This window comes from Pseudomonas putida W15Oct28 (assembly GCF_000708715.2).
GTDB lineage: Bacteria > Pseudomonadota > Gammaproteobacteria > Pseudomonadales > Pseudomonadaceae > Aquipseudomonas > Aquipseudomonas putida_R.
Map to the genome: position 1 here is coordinate 13293 of NZ_JENB01000030.1, position 14908 is coordinate 28200.

The window sequence follows — 14908 nt, forward strand, 5'->3', positions numbered from 1 at the left end:
CCGTGGCAAAACGGTTACGAGTGATGGCCTGCAGGGAATGAGGCACAATGCGCATCTGCCCTGCGAGGACGCCCCCATGACCGCCGGCCCGATCCTCTCGCTGCGCCACTATCGCGACAGCCTGATCGCCCACAGCCACGAACACCCGCAACTGGTGTTTGGCCTGCGCGGCCGCCTGGAGTTCGAGGTGCAGGGGCAAGGCGCCGGGATCGACCGGCAAGGGCTGGTGGTGGTACCGGCGGGCGCGCATCACACCTGCGCCAGCGATGCCGGCAGCCACTGCCTGGTGCTTGATGTGCCGGGGGAGCAGTGGTTGCACGAGCAGTTGGGCGAACATGCCGATGCCAGCCGCCGCCTGCTCGACCGCCCCGCCGCGCTGGGCCTGGACAACCGTCAGCAGCAGTTGGTCGACTGGCTGGCGGCCAGCCCCATGGAGGACCCGCTGATTGCCCGGCAAGGCGCAGCGCTGTTGCTGGCCAGCCTGAACCCAACGGCAGCGGCCAGCGTGCGCGCCAGCCAGCGCTTACCTTATGCCGCGTTCGATACGCATATCGAGCAACATGCCGCCTACCCGCTGCAAGTGGCCGACCTGGCGCGGCTGGCCGGGCTGTCCAGTGCCCGGTTGCATGCGCGCTTTATCGCGGAATGCGGGATGACGCCGATGGACTACATTCGCCAGCGGCGCTTGCTGAAGGCGCGGCGGCTGGTGGTGCAGACCTTGTTGCCGATGGGGGAAATTGCGGCGCAGGTAGGGTATGGCTCGCAGAGTGCGTTTTCGGCGGCGATGTTGCGGGCGTTCGGGTGTACGCCATTGGCCTTGCGGCGAGAGTCTGGCGACAACTGACAGCAGTCTTGCGACAGAACGGGTTTGCCTGAACCTATACACTTTGCCAGTACCGGCCCTTTCGCGGGCACGCCCGCTCCCACAGGTACTGCACAGGTTTCGAAAACGGTGCGAAACCTGTGGGAGCGGGCGTGCCCGCGAAGAGGCCGGTACAGTCAGTAGAGATCTTGAGCAAGGACCCATCATGAACCACCGCACCGCCCTCGGCGCCCTGCACATTGGCGCGCTGTTCTTTGGCCTCACCGGCGTCTTCGGCAAGCTGGCCGCCAGCGCCAGCCCGGCGATCATCGTCTTCGGCCGCGCCGCTTTCGCCGTAGTCGCCCTGGCCTTGTTCGCCAGCCTGACCGGCCCGGGCTGGCAACGCCTGAACGGCCAGGACATCCGCCGCCTGCTGCTCGGTGGCGTGCTGCTGGCCGGCCACTGGGTCAGTTTCTTCATCGCCGTCAAAGTCGGCGGCGTGGCCATCGCCACCCTCGGGTTCGCCAGTTTCCCGGCCTTCACCGTCATCCTTGAAGGCCTGCTGTTCCGCGAGCGCATCCGCCGCAACGAGGCCGTGCTGGTACTGCTGGTCAGCATCGGCCTGATACTGGTCACGCCGGCCTTCGACCTGGCCAGCGAGGCCACTGGCGGCCTGCTCTGGGCACTGCTGTCGGGGCTGCTGTTCTCGCTGCTTTCCCTCACCAACCGCGCCGGCTCCGGGCGCTTGCCTGCGGTACAGGCAGCGCTGTGGCAGAACCTGGTCGTGGGCTTGTGCCTGCTGCCGTTCGCAGCACCCGGCCTGGCAGGCGTGGCGACCATGGACTGGCTGTGGATTGCGCTGCTCGGCATCTTCTGCACCGGCGTGGCGCACAGCCTGTTCGTCGCCAGCCTGGCAGTGATCAAGGCGCGCACCGCCGCCGTGGTGTTCGGCATGGAGCCGGTCTACGGCATTGCCGTGGCCTGGGCGGTGTTTGCCGAAACCCCGACCCTGCGCATGCTGCTGGGCGGCGCGCTGATCATCTTCGCCATCGTGCTGTCCAGCCGCATGGCCACCGAGCAACCGCCCAAGCAACGGCCTTTGGCCGAGAGCGCCTGATCAGCGATCGTTGTGGCCAAGGTCACGCTGCGGGTCGATCTGGTCGCGCACCCGCTGCTTCAGCACCTTGGCTTCGGGGAAGCCGCCGTCGGCCTTGCGCTCCCAGATCTGCACGCCATTGCAGGTGATGCGGAAGATACCTCCGGTGCCAGGTTCCAGCGCCACCCGGCCAAGGTCGTCGGCGAAGGTGCTGAGCAGCTCCTGGGCCAGCCAGGCGGCACGCAGCAGCCATTGGCACTGGGTGCAATAAGTAATGACGATTTCGGGCTTGTTGTCGGCCATGCTGAGGCATCTCCAGGTGAGGGGCCGCTTATACTAGCGGTCTTTAGCCCACGGTTTGAGACTCACGATGCGCCGTTTGCTGTTCTGTTTTCTGCTCGTTCTCACCTCGCTTACGGCCATGGCCGCCGAACCTGCCAGGCCAAAGGTCGGCCTGGTGCTGTCGGGCGGTGCAGCCCGTGGCCTGGCCCACATCGGTGTGCTCAAGGCCCTGGAAGAACAGGGCGTGCGTATCGACGCCATCGCCGGCACCAGCATGGGCGCAGTGGTCGGCGGCCTTTACGCCTCGGGCTACAGTGTCGAGGAGCTGGAAAAGCTCGCCACCACCCTCGACTGGCAACAGGCGCTGTCCGATGCCCCGCCGCGCAAGGACGTGCCGTTCCGGCGCAAGCAGGATGACCGCGACTTTCTGGTCAAGCAGAAGCTCAGCTTTCGCGACGACGGCAGCCTGGGCCTGCCGTTGGGGGTAATCCAGGGCCAGAACCTGGCACTGCTGCTGGAAAGCAAACTGGCGCACACCGCCGATACCCGCGACTTCGACAAGCTGCCCATCCCCTTCCGCGCAGTCGCCACCGATATCGCCAGTGGCGAAAAGGTGGTGTTCCGCCGTGGCCACCTGCCCCAGGTCATCCGCGCCAGCATGTCGATCCCTGCCGTTTTCGCGCCGGTCGAACTGGACGGCCGCTTGCTGGTGGACGGCGGCATGGTCGACAACATCCCGGTCGACGTGGCCCGGGAAATGGGTGTGGACCTGGCCATCGTAGTCGACATCGGTACCCCGCTGCGTGACCGCAAGCAACTGGCCACGGTGGTCGATGTGCTCAACCAGTCGATCACCCTGATGACCCGGCGCAATTCGGAAGAACAACTGGCCAGCCTGCACCGCGACGATATCCTCATCCAGCCGTCGCTGACCGCGTTTGGCGTGACCGACTTCGGCCGTGCCCGGGACATGATCGACGCCGGTTACCGCGCCACCCGGCTGCTCGACCCGCGCCTTGCCGCCCTGCGCCAGCCCGAGGGCGACAGCAGCCTGGCCGTGGCCCGCTCGCCGCGCCAGCGCACGCCAGTAATCACCGCGATCAAAATCGAGAACGACTCCAAGGTCAGCGACGACGTCATCCGCTCGTACATTCGCCAGCCAATCGATGCTCCGCTGGAGCTGGACCGGCTGCAGACCGACATGGGCACGCTGTACGGCCTGGACTACTTCGACCGGGTGCAGTACCGCGTGGTGCACAAGGGCAACGACAACACCCTGGTGATCAACGCTCGCGGCCGACGCGGCGGCACCGACTACCTGCGCCTGGGCCTGAACCTGTCGGACGACCTGCGCGGTGACAGTGCCTTCAACCTGGGCGCCAGCTACCGGGTCAACGGCATCAACAGCCTGGGTGCCGAGTGGCTGACCCGTGGCCAGATCGGTGACCAGCAAGAACTGTACAGCGAGTTCTACCAACCGCTGGACGTGGGCTCGCGCTACTTCATCGCGCCGTATCTGGACTTCAGCTCACAGAATATCGAAGCCACCCTGGACAACGACCCCGTCGCCGAGTACCGCCTGGAGCGCTACGGCCTTGGCCTGAACGTCGGGCGGCAGATTGGCACCAACGGTGAAGTACGCCTGGGCGTGGGCAAGGCCTGGGGCGAGGCCGAAGTGCGAATCGGCGACCAGGACCTGCCCAAGGTCAGCTTCAACGAAGGCTTCTATGAGCTGAAGTACTCGTTCGACACCCTCGATAACGTGTACTTCCCGCACAGTGGCGAGGACATCAGCCTGACCTTGCGCAAGTACGACAAGTCGCTGGACTCCGACCAGGATTACCGACAGTGGCTGTTCAACCTGGACAAGGCCATCAGCAGCGGGCCGAACACGTTCGTGCTGGGCGGGCGCTACGGGCGCACGCTGGATGACACCGAAGTGGTGACATCCAGCTTCGTGATGGGCGGGGCGCGGGAACTGTCAGGCTTCCGCCAGGACTCGGTATCAGGGCAGAACGTGAGCCTGCTGCGCATGGTCTACTACCGCCGGCTGACGCCGCGGGCCTACGTACCGCTGGACTTCCCGCTGTACATTGGCGGGTCGCTGGAACGCGGCCGCGCGTGGAACAACGACAACGAGTTCGACAGCGGCTACATCAATGCGGCGAGCATCTTCCTGGGGCTGGAGACGCCGCTGGGGCCGCTTAACTTCAGCTATGGCACCAACAGTGCGCATGAGCAGGCGGTGTACCTGAACCTGGGGCATACCTTCTGAACATTGGGGCCGCTTTGCGGCCCTTCGCGGGCATGCCCGCGAAGGGCTGCAAAGCAGCCCCAACGGCCTTCAGGATTTTTCGAGGTTGGCCAGGATCGTGGCATGCACGCGCATGCACACTTGCAACTCTGCCTCGTCCACCCCGGTAAACAGCTCTACGCGCAGTTGATTGGCGATGGTTTCGATCTGGTCGATCAGCGGCTTGGCCGGCGGGCACAGCAAGATCTTCTTCGCCCGCCGGTCTTCTACCACGGCCTGCCGGCGCACCAGCCCTTGTGCTTCCAGGCTGTCGAGCAGGCGCGCCAGGGTCGGGCCTTCAACGCCCACGCTCTGGGCCAGCTCACGCTGGGTGGGGGCTTCCTCGAAACGCGCCAGGTGCAGCAACACCAGCCAGCGCGCCTGGGACAGGTTGAGCCCGGCCAGGCGGCGGTCCAGTTCGGCACGCCAGCCCCGGGACATCTGGGCCAGCTGCATGCCGAAGCGGTGTTGGTTGTCGGTCAGGGGCATAAGCAACTCATTGAACAGATCTAATTATTAGGCAGCTAACCATGCCCCGCCCCACGAGGCAAGGCTCGCGCGCCCTTCATTGTTCGATAATCGTCAAAAAGCATGACAAGGGTCAGCAGATGGCGGTTCTGCCCTCGATCCGGCTGCCCGTCACATCTCGAACTCGGCCGCCAGCGCCGCACGCACGCAATACAGCACACCCTCCGGCACCCGGCCCGCAAACTGCGGCGCAATGGCCGACACCGGCGGCAGCTCGCCCTCGCCATCCAGGAAGGCATCCTGCACTTCCATCAGCAGGTCTTCCGGCAGGTCGAGCGCCTGGTCAAGGCTAAGCTCCTGGCGGCCCAGCGCCTCGGCCAGCAGGCTATAAACGTTCTTCTCACTGCAGTTGAGCTGCCCGGCAATCTGCGCCGGGGTCATGCCGGCGCGGGCCAGGCTGACCAGTTCGTGGCGCAGGTCGAGCACCACTTTCGGCGCCTCTTCGGTGCCACCGCTGTTGTTCAGCACTTCGAGGAACGCCTGGCCATAGCGCTCCAGCTTGCGCGCGCCCACACCGCTGACCTGGGCCATGTCGCTGAGGCTGACCGGCTGGCTGCGTAGCATTTCAAGCAGCGTCGAGTCGGGGAAGATGACATAGGGCGGCACACTGTGCTCCTCCGCCAGCTTGCGCCGCAGGGTACGCAGCGCTTCCCACAGCTCGCGCTCTTCGGCACGCACCAACTGGCTGGCCGGGCTGCCGCCACCGGACGACGAGGACTTGGCCGTGGTCTGCGGCTTGAGGTCGCGACGCAGTTGCAAGGTCACCTCGCCGCGCAGCAGCGGCCGGCAGCTGTCGGACAGGCGCAGCCCGCCGTAGCCTTCCAGGTCGATATCGACCAGGCCGCGCGCCACCAGCTGGCGGAACAGCGAACGCCACTCGACCTCGGCCAGGCCCTTGCCGACGCCGAACACCGACAGCTTCTCGTGGCCGAAATTGCGCACCTTCTCGTTGTCCTTGCCCAACAGCACATCGACCAGGTGGCCGACGCCATAGCGCTGGCCTGTACGGAACACCGCCGAAAGCGCCTGACGGGCCGGCTCTGTGGCGTCCCAGGTCTGGATGTTGTCGACACAGTTGTCGCAGTGCCCGCACGGCTGTTCGAGGGTTTCGTCGAAATAGGCCAGCAGCGACTGGCGACGGCAGCGCGTTTCTTCGCACAGCGCCAGCATGGCGTCGAGCTTGTGCTGCTCGATGCGCTTGTGGCGCTCGTCACCTTCGGAGTTCTGCAGCATCTGCTTGAGCATTACCATGTCTTGCAGGCCGTAGGCCATCCAGGCATCGGATGGCAGGCCGTCACGGCCGGCACGGCCGGTTTCCTGGTAATAGGCCTCAAGCGACTTGGGCAGGTCGAGGTGGGCAACGAAGCGCACGTTGGGCTTGTCGATGCCCATGCCGAAGGCAATGGTGGCAACCATGATCAGCCCTTCCTCGTTGAGGAAGCGGTGCTGGTTGGCCGAACGGGTCTCGGCGGCCAGGCCGGCGTGATACGGCAGCGCCGGGAAGCCCTGCTCACAGAGGAAGGCAGCGGTTTCGTCGACCTTCTTGCGCGACAGGCAGTAGACAATGCCGGCGTTGCCGCGACGCTCACCAAGGAAGGCCATCAGCTGCTTGCGCGGCGCTTCCTTGGGTACGATGCGGTAGAAGATGTTCGGCCGGTCGAAGCTCGACAGGAAGCGCTCGGCGCCTTGCAGGTGCAGGCGCTGGACGATCTCTTCGCGGGTTCGCATGTCGGCGGTGGCGGTCAGCGCAATGCGCGGCACATGCGGGAACAGCTCGGCCAACTGCCCCAGTTGCAGGTATTCGGGGCGGAAATCGTGGCCCCATTGCGACACGCAGTGCGCCTCGTCGATGGCAAACAGCGAGATGTCCAGCTCGCGCAGGAAATCGAGCATGCGCGGCTGCACCAGGCGCTCCGGCGCCAGGTACAGCATCTTCACTTCGCCACGGCGCAGGCGCCCGGCCAGTTCACGCTGCTGCTCCGCCGTCAGGGTAGAGTTCAGCGCGGCGGCCGATACGCCCAGTTCGTCCAGCGTGGCGACCTGGTCGTCCATCAGCGCAATCAGCGGCGAGACCACCACCGTCAGGCCCGGGCGCAGCAGCCCCGGCACCTGGAAACACAGCGACTTGCCGCCACCGGTGGGCATCAGCACCAAGGCATCGCCGCCATTGGCCACGCATTCGATGATTGCTGCCTGGCGCCCACGGAAACTGTCGTAGCCGAAGATGTCCTTGAGAACGCGCTGAGCCTGTTCGAGCATGTGCAACTCCACAAATCGCCGTACCATCCTGGATACAGGCTGGACGAAAAACCCGCTCCGCACACGCCAAATGCGTAAGCGGTTTTTGCCAGGCGCCGATAAAATCTGCCCCTGGATGAAAAATCGCGGAGTATACCGCAGCACTGCACTGCACAGGGCACCACGGCGATAGACGTTCCCTTTACCCCGCCACCCTTGCTTGATGCTAGAATTCGGTATCGTTTATTCCCCAAGGTAGCCCTGTAATGTCCTTCGCCGAGCAACTGACCCGCCTGCAAGCCTTCCTCGACGCCGACGAGCTGCATGAAGAGGCGCTGGACTACGTCGCCGCCCACGGCTACCTCACCGCCCTGTCGATCAACGCCGAAGATGTGCCCGAGCGCGAATGGATCGATGCCTTGTTCGCCGAAGAGCCGCACTACGCCAGCGAGGCCCAGCGCACCGAGATCGAGGCCACCCTGGTGGCGTTGAAAGCGCACATCGCCCGTCAGCTGGCAAGCGATGAAGAATTCGACCTGCCATGCGACCTCGACCTGACCGACGAGCCGGACGATTCCGACCTGCGCGGCTGGTGCATCGGCTTCATGGAAGGCGTGTTCCTGCGTGAAGAGGCCTGGTTCGAGAACGCCGAAGAAGAAGTCAGCGAGATGCTGCTGCCGATCATGGTTGGCTCGGGCCTGTTCGACGAACAGCCAGAGTTCGCCGACATTGCCAGCAACGCCAACCTGCAGGACGACATGATCGTACAGATCCCCGAGGCGCTGAGCGCACTGTTCCTGCTGCTGCACGCCCCTGACGAAAAACCGGCGCTGCTCAAGCCACGCCACCACTAAGTCGCCTGTGCGCTACCTGCTGCTGGCCATCGGCTGGCTCAGCGTTGCGCTGGGGGTGTTGGGGATTTTCCTTCCGGTATTGCCCACCACCCCGTTCCTGCTATTGGCGGCAGCCTGCTTTGCCCGCAGCTCGCCGCGCTTTCACCACTGGCTGGTCCATCACCCGAAGCTCGGGCCATGGATCCGCGACTACCTCAGTGGTGAAGGCATCCCCCTCAAGGGCAAGGTCTACGCCATCGGCCTCATGTGGGCCAGCATCGGCCTCTCGTGCTATCTGGTGCCCCTGTTCTGGGCGCGCGCATTCATGTTGACCAGCGCCGTGCTGGTAAGCCTGTACATCGTCAGACAGAAAACCCTTCATAAGCCGAAGTGACATTTTTTTGTCGCCAAATATCACTTTCGCCTAACTGCTGTTTTCTTTATCGGTAATAGTTCTGGAACTGCACAAAAGCCTTGTATTTACTGGCTTTCGTGGCTTATCGCCTACTTGCCAGCGGCATTTTCAGCCATCCGCGTTAGACAATATATGTCTTATATGGCATTTTGATATGAATAAATCTTCTTATCTATCGCGTTGAATGTACTTAGCTGTGTTGTTAAAAACCTGCAACACTATACGCGATAAATTTATCGTCATTTTTTTGGCGAGCAGCAGGATCAATTCCAGGATCAGGGAGATGTACCATGCGCGTTTTGAACCCCATCACCAGTGCATTACTGTTGGCCCTGGCGAGTGCCAACGTACAGGCGATGTCGATCACCGAGGCCGTCCAGAGCGCCGTGGACTACCACCCGCAGGTCAGCTCCAACCGCAACAGCAAGCTGTCGGCCGATGAAGACGTCAAGTTTGCGCGTGGTGGCTACTACCCTTCCGTGGATTTGGTCGCTGGCTATGGTCGCCAGCGTTCGGACAACGCCACCACCCGTGCCGAGGGTAACCACAACAAGGAAACCCTCAACTACACCCAGTCCGAGCTGCGCCTGCGGCAGATGATTTTTGACGGTTTCAACACCTCGAACGAAGTGGGCCGCACCGAAGCGGTTTCCACCTCCCGCGCCTACTACACCCAGGCAGTTGCCCAGGATGTCGCCCTACGGGCGACCGAGGTGTACCTGGAAGTGCTCAAGCGCCGTGAGCTGGTAACCCTGGCCAAGAACAACCTGCAAGCCCACCTGCGCGTCAACGACCAGATCGGCCTGCGTAACGAGCGCGGCGTCGGCAGCACCGCCGACCTTGACCAGTCCCGCGCACGTCGCGCCCTGGCGGAAAACAACCTGGATACCGCCGAAGTCGACCTGGCCGATGCCGAGGCCAACTTCTTCAGCGTGGTCGGCCGTGCCCCGGACGAGCTGGAAAGCCCGGCGACCATCAAGGGCGAGGTGCCTGAGACCCTCGACGGCGCGCGCGACAGCATGCGTCAGAACAACCCTTACATCAAATCTGCCCAGGCTGACGTCAACGCCGCCGAGCAGCAATACGAAGTGGGCAAGTCGACCTTCTACCCGCGCTTCGACGCCATTCTGGCAACCGGTGCCAACAACAACACCGGCGGCGAAAAAGGCCACAACAACAACGACTGGCAGGCCGGTGTAGAGATGAACTACAACCTGTTCCGTGGCGGCAGCGACAAGGCCCGCCTGCAGTCTGACGCGCACAAGATCAACCAGGCCCTGGACATCCGCAACAACGCCCTGCGTGAGCTGACCGAAAACCTGAGCCTGGCGTGGAACGCCATGAACAACGCCAGCAAGCAGCTGCCGACTGCGCGTGAATACGCCGAGACCACCAAGCGCGTGCGTGCCGCCTATCAGGACCAGTTCGGTCTGGGGCAGCGTACCCTGCTGGACGTGCTCGACAGTGAGAACGAGCTGTACAACGCCGACCGTCGCTACACCGAAGTGCGTTATACCGAGGAGTTCTCGCGCTACCGCGTGCTGGCGACCATGGGTGAGCTGCTGGGCAAACAGCGTATTTCGCTGCCGCCAGAGGCGCTGGCTACCACTGAAGTGCGTACCGAGGCGCGTTTGCCTGAGATGCGTTGATCGGCTTGAGAAAGCCGGGGCCGCTTTGCGGCCCATCGCGACACAAGGCCGCTCCTACACGAGTACGCGATCCCCTGTAGGAGCAGCCTTGTGCTGCGAATGGGCTGCAAAGCAGCCCCATGCCCTCACTCAGTGCCATGGTTACGCTGAAAAGTCTCCACTCCCATCGCCTTGATTTGCCCCTCGATCAACGCCTCGAATGGCGCTAGCAACGCGTCGAAGCAGACGGGCTGCTCAAGCGCATTCAACGCCCCCACCACCGCCTCGATCGTCGACAGCGCCCCCGCTTCCGGTGCCTTGCGCAGCCGATACCGCGAAGGTGCCACAGCCCCCAGCGTCACCCGCGGCAACCCTTCCAGTAGCGGGTTCATGTACAGCAGCTTGCGCGCCTTGCGCCAGGTGCCGTCGGGCACGATCAGCAACAACGGCGTGTCATCGACCTTGCCATAGGCCGTCAGCACCTGAGCGTCATCGCCCGGGAAAAGCAGAGCCGGCCGGTAACCAGGCGTTGCCAGCCATTCAGCCAGGTCATCGAATACCTCGCCTACCCGCAGTTCGGCGTTGTTCAGGCCAAGGGCAGCAAGGCGCGCGGTGTTCAGGGCATGGGCGGTTTCACTGGGGTGCTGCAGCAGGATGACGCGGGTGCGGCTGTCGAGCGCGGGAATCAGTGGGCAGAGGCAATGGTCGAGCGGGCGCTGGCAGCGCTCGCAGCGGGGTCTGGGCATGGGGTTCTCCTTGGCGGGAACAGTTTGCCACAGAACCGGGGCCCGCCTTGCGGGCCATTCGCAGGCAAGCCAGCTCCCACAGGTACTGCACAAGGCTCAGGCCTGTGATGATCCTGTGGGAGCTGGCTTGCCTGCGAATGGGCCGCAAGGCGGCCCCGGCGATCTCAGCGGTTAAAACGTTCCGCCAGGCTGTGAAGGTACTCCGCCATGCGCTCCAGGTCCTGGCTGATTTCTGCCCCCTGCCTGGCCTGCCCGGCACTCTGGTCACACAGCTGGGCAATCCTCACGATCTGCTGGTTGATGTCCTCGGCCACATGGCTCTGCTGCTCCGACGCCGTTGCCATCTGCTGGCTCATGCCGGTGATGCGGCTGACCGCCTGGGCAATCCCGCTCAGGGCCGCCTGCACTGCCTCGACGCTGTGCACGCTGTCCCGCGAGATCTGTTCACCCCGGTTGGCAGTGCTCACCGCCCGCTCTGCCCCTGCGCGCAACGAGGCGATGATGTGGTGAATCTCATCGGTGGATGCACGGGTACGCTGGGCCAGCGAACGCACTTCATCGGCCACCACGGCAAACCCCCGCCCCTGCTCACCTGCGCGTGCCGCCTCAATGGCAGCGTTGAGCGCCAGCAGGTTGGTCTGCTCGGCAATCGAGGTAATCACATCGACCACGCTGCCGATTGACTGGGTCTGCTCGGCCAGCGCATTGACCGCCTGCCCGATGTCGTTGACGGCATCACTCATGCTGCCCATGGCCTTGAGGCTCTGCAACGCCAGCTCGCTGCCCTGCTGCGCCAGCTGGTCGGCATCGCCGGCCGCATGCGCCGTGCTCTGCACGTTGTGGGTGACCTCCTGGATGGTCGCCGCCATCTGCGCAATGGCCGTGGCCGACTGGTCGGTCTCGCTGCGCTGGCGGTCGAGCATCTGCGCCTGGGCGTCGGACAAACCGGAAGACTGCGCAGCCCGCGACTTCACCCCGACCCCGGCGTCCACCAGGCGGGTCAGGGCCGTTTGCAGGCGCGCTTCCTCGCTGATGATGGCCAGGTCAAGCTGGCCCAGCAGGCCCGTGTTGTCGCTGTAGGTCAGCGCCACCAACGGGCTGGTGAAGGCCTTGGGGTGTTCGGCCAACGTGCGGCGGATAGCCTGGTTCTGCCGGCGCTCGACCAGGTACCAGGCCAACAGCAGGCTGGCCATCAGCACCCCAAGCGCTGCGTAGGGCGGCAGCCACAGGTAACCGGCCGCCGACAGCAGGCCCGCGCTGATCAGGGGCCAGCCATGGCCCAGCCCATGCCCCAGCCGCGCCGCCCACGGCACAGCAGCACGGTCGGCCCGCAGGCGCGCATACAGCGCCTCGGCGCGGCGGATCTGCTCGCGCGTAGGTACCGAGCGCACCGACTCATAGCCATTGATGCGGCCCTGCTCGTAAATCGGGGTGACATAGGCGCTGACCCAGTAGTAGTCGCCGTTCTTCGCCCGGTTCTTCACCACACCCATCCACGGTTTGCCCTGCTTGATCGTCTCCCACATATGCCCGAACACCGATGGCGGCATATCCGGGTGGCGCACCAGGTTGTGGGGTTGGCCGACCAGCTCGTCGTAGGTAAACCCGCTGATCGCCACGAAGGCTTCGTTGCAGTAAGTGATGCGGCTGTTGAGGTCAGTCGTGGAAATCAGGCGTTGATCGCTGGAGAAGGTTCTTTCGTGCTCAGTGACGGGCAAATTCATGCGCATCTGGGCGATCCTTGCAGGATGAAATAAGGGAAAAATCATCAGCGCAAGTTGATGTGTAGCAGAGCGCTATCAGGTTAGCGGTCAGCTTTTGCCGGAATTTAACGCCGCCCGACGGAATGCATGAACGTGTCGCTTCTCAGCCCACGTTCAGCTGGCTTTTGAGCAGGTCGCGGAAGGTCTGGATCAAGGGTTCACGGCTACGCCCACGGCGAATGATCAGCGAGAACGGTGCCTGGTAGCCGAAGGTTGACGGCGACAGCACGCGCAAGTCGCCTTTGTCGACCCAGGCCTGGGCGTAGTGCTCCGGCAGGTAGCCGATGTATGCCCCGGAAAGGATCAGGATCAACTGCGCTTCCATACTCTCCACCGTCGCCGCGCTGTGCTTGAAGCCATGCCGGGCCAGCTCGGCCTGGCTCCAGTAGCCACGCCCGACCATGCGCTGCTGGGTCACCACCTGTTCGGGGATGCGCCGCTCGGTAAACAGCGGGTGGCGGCTGCTGCAGTACAGCCAGTGCTGTTCACGGTACAACGGCTGGTAGAGCAGGCCGCTCATGCGCGAGGAGAACGCACCAATGGCCAGGTCCAGGCGGTTGTCCTGCACGCCCAGTTGCAGTTCGTACGGGCTGGACACCGACAGGTGCAGGTGCACCGCCGGGTGTTCCTGGCTGTAGGCGCCGATGGCTTCGGCCAGCGGCAAGGCCTGGTCACCGACCGTGGAGTCGATCACCCCGAGGTTGAGGGTGCCACGCAACTCGCCCTTGAGGGCAGCGGCATACTGCTCGAAGCCATCCAGTTCGGCCAGCAGCCGCAGGGTTTCCTGGTGGAACAGCTCGCCCTTGCTGGTCAGGCTGAAACCGCCACGGCCGCGGTGGCACAGCACGATTCCCAGGGCGCCCTCCAACTGGCTCATGTAGGTGCTGATGGCCGAGGTCGACAGGTTCAGCTCGCGCTGCGCGTTGGCGAAGCCCTGGTGGCGCGCCACGCTGACAAAGATGCGCAGCAGTTTCAGGTCGGGCAATGTCGAGGCCATGGTGCAACGGTTCCGCAAGGGTATTTGCGCGCAGTCTAACCGCTCTGCCGGCCTTTAGTTCAGAAATTCCTGAACTAAGTATTTGTCGGTAGCGATTCTTTCGCGGCACTACCTTGAGCAGACTTGGCCGAAATGTCCCTGCCCGCCGGCAAAACCACACTTGAAAGGCGCGCGGCGGCACAGGTTCGAACAAACACAACAATCGACCGACTGATGAGGCCCACCGTGGACAAGACTCTCCACCAACCACTGGGCGGCAACGAAATGCCGCGTTTCGGCGGCATCGCCACCATGCTCCGTCTTCCCCACCTGCAAAGTGCCCAAGGCCTGGATGCCGCCTTCATCGGCGTGCCCCTGGACATCGGTACCTCGCTGCGCTCCGGCACCCGCTTCGGCCCACGGCAGATCCGCGCCGAATCAGTGATGATCCGCCCGTACAACATGGCCACCGGTGCCGCCCCGTTCGACTCGCTGTCGGTGGCCGACATCGGTGACGTGGCGATCAACACCTTCAACCTGCTGGACGCCGTGCGCATCATCGAAGAAGCGTATGACGAGATCGTCGAGCACAACGTCATCCCGATGACCCTGGGCGGCGACCACACCATCACCCTGCCGATCCTGCGTGCGCTGCACAAGAAGCACGGCAAGATCGGCCTGGTGCACATCGATGCCCACGCCGACGTCAACGACCACATGTTCGGCGAGAAGATCGCCCACGGCACCACCTTCCGCCGCGCCGTGGAAGAAGGCCTGCTTGATTGCGACCGCGTGGTACAGATCGGCCTGCGCGCCCAGGGCTACACCGCCGATGACTTCAACTGGAGCCGCCGCCAGGGTTTCCGCGTGGTCCAGGCAGAAGAATGCTGGCACAAGTCGCTGGAGCCACTGATGGCCGAAGTACGGGAAAAGGTTGGCGGCGGCCCGGTTTACCTGTCGTTCGACATCGACGGCATCGACCCGGCCTGGGCACCCGGTACCGGCACCCCGGAAATTGGCGGCTTGACCACCATCCAGGCGATGGAGATCATTCGCGGCTGCCACGGCCTGGACCTGATCGGCTGTGACCTCGTCGAAGTCTCCCCGCCTTACGACACCACCGGCAACACCTCGCTGCTCGGCGCCAACCTGCTGTTCGAGATGCTCTGCGTGCTACCAGGCGTCGTGCGCCGCTGACCGACGGCCGCTCCTGCAAAAGAGCTGGCAGTACTTGCAATACCCCGGCAGGAGCCATGAGGGAGGGCCACAGAGGCCCGCCAACAACACGACAAGACCGCCGGGCGCCGT

Annotated in this window: 13 protein-coding genes; 7 read left to right on the plus strand and 6 right to left on the minus strand. The window is 64.0% G+C overall.

Features of this window, described 5'->3' with window-relative positions; all coding sequences use genetic code 11:
- The first annotated feature begins 76 nt into the window (after nucleotides 1-76).
- Together AK81_RS19675 and AK81_RS19680 are read left to right on the plus strand one after the other, a co-directional pair.
- Entirely contained in the window at nucleotides 77-844 is a 768-nt protein-coding gene (locus AK81_RS19675; RefSeq protein ID WP_043201628.1) for a helix-turn-helix transcriptional regulator, read from the plus strand.
- A gap of 184 nt (nucleotides 845-1028) precedes the next feature.
- Entirely contained in the window at nucleotides 1029-1919 is an 891-nt protein-coding gene (locus AK81_RS19680) for a DMT family transporter (protein ID WP_043201630.1), read from the plus strand.
- Here AK81_RS19680 and AK81_RS19685 read toward each other — a convergent pair whose 3' ends face one another.
- Nucleotides 1920-2201: a SelT/SelW/SelH family protein gene (locus tag AK81_RS19685; RefSeq protein ID WP_043201632.1), complete on the minus strand. Its 282-nt coding sequence runs from the start codon at nucleotides 2199-2201 to the stop codon at nucleotides 1920-1922.
- Between the two features lie 67 nt (nucleotides 2202-2268).
- Between AK81_RS19685 and AK81_RS19690 the strand changes: the two genes are divergently transcribed.
- Entirely contained in the window at nucleotides 2269-4455 is a 2187-nt protein-coding gene (locus tag AK81_RS19690; RefSeq protein ID WP_043201634.1) for a patatin-like phospholipase family protein, read from the plus strand.
- A gap of 69 nt (nucleotides 4456-4524) precedes the next feature.
- On the opposite strand, the gene AK81_RS19695 is transcribed toward AK81_RS19690, so the two are convergent.
- Nucleotides 4525-4962, minus strand: coding sequence for a MarR family transcriptional regulator (locus tag AK81_RS19695; RefSeq protein ID WP_043201636.1), 438 nt, complete (start codon nucleotides 4960-4962; stop codon nucleotides 4525-4527).
- Between the two features lie 150 nt (nucleotides 4963-5112).
- Complete coding sequence (gene recQ, locus AK81_RS19700) at nucleotides 5113-7260, minus strand: DNA helicase RecQ (protein ID WP_043201637.1); 2148 nt, start codon at nucleotides 7258-7260, stop codon at nucleotides 5113-5115.
- A gap of 245 nt (nucleotides 7261-7505) precedes the next feature.
- On the opposite strand from recQ, the gene AK81_RS19705 reads away from it, so the two are divergent.
- The 3 genes from AK81_RS19705 to AK81_RS19715 all read left to right on the plus strand — a co-directional run bounded on the left by AK81_RS19705 (nucleotide 7506) and on the right by AK81_RS19715 (nucleotide 10136).
- Nucleotides 7506-8093, plus strand: a complete 588-nt coding sequence (locus tag AK81_RS19705) for a YecA family protein (RefSeq protein ID WP_010955200.1) — start codon at nucleotides 7506-7508, stop codon at nucleotides 8091-8093.
- A gap of 7 nt (nucleotides 8094-8100) precedes the next feature.
- Nucleotides 8101-8466 (plus strand): YbaN family protein, encoded by a 366-nt coding sequence (locus AK81_RS19710; protein WP_043201640.1) that lies wholly within the window; start codon nucleotides 8101-8103, stop codon nucleotides 8464-8466.
- 311 nt (nucleotides 8467-8777) lie between these two features.
- Entirely contained in the window at nucleotides 8778-10136 is a 1359-nt protein-coding gene (locus AK81_RS19715; protein WP_043201642.1) for a TolC family outer membrane protein, read from the plus strand.
- A gap of 125 nt (nucleotides 10137-10261) precedes the next feature.
- On the opposite strand, the gene AK81_RS19720 is transcribed toward AK81_RS19715, so the two are convergent.
- The 3 genes from AK81_RS19720 to AK81_RS19730 all read right to left on the minus strand — a co-directional run bounded on the left by AK81_RS19720 (nucleotide 10262) and on the right by AK81_RS19730 (nucleotide 13621).
- Entirely contained in the window at nucleotides 10262-10861 is a 600-nt protein-coding gene (locus tag AK81_RS19720) for a tRNA-uridine aminocarboxypropyltransferase (RefSeq protein ID WP_043201644.1), read from the minus strand.
- A 164-nt stretch (nucleotides 10862-11025) separates the two neighbouring features.
- Nucleotides 11026-12591, minus strand: a complete 1566-nt coding sequence (locus tag AK81_RS19725; RefSeq protein WP_043201646.1) for a methyl-accepting chemotaxis protein — start codon at nucleotides 12589-12591, stop codon at nucleotides 11026-11028.
- Nucleotides 12592-12727: 136 nt separating this feature from the next.
- Complete coding sequence (locus AK81_RS19730; protein WP_043201648.1) at nucleotides 12728-13621, minus strand: LysR family transcriptional regulator; 894 nt, start codon at nucleotides 13619-13621, stop codon at nucleotides 12728-12730.
- Between the two features lie 225 nt (nucleotides 13622-13846).
- On the opposite strand from AK81_RS19730, the gene speB reads away from it, so the two are divergent.
- Nucleotides 13847-14797 carry an agmatinase gene (gene speB, locus AK81_RS19735; protein WP_016498452.1) on the plus strand — a complete coding sequence of 317 codons (951 nt, stop codon included), beginning with the start codon at nucleotides 13847-13849 and terminating at the stop codon, nucleotides 14795-14797.
- Nucleotides 14798-14908: the final 111 nt, after the last annotated feature.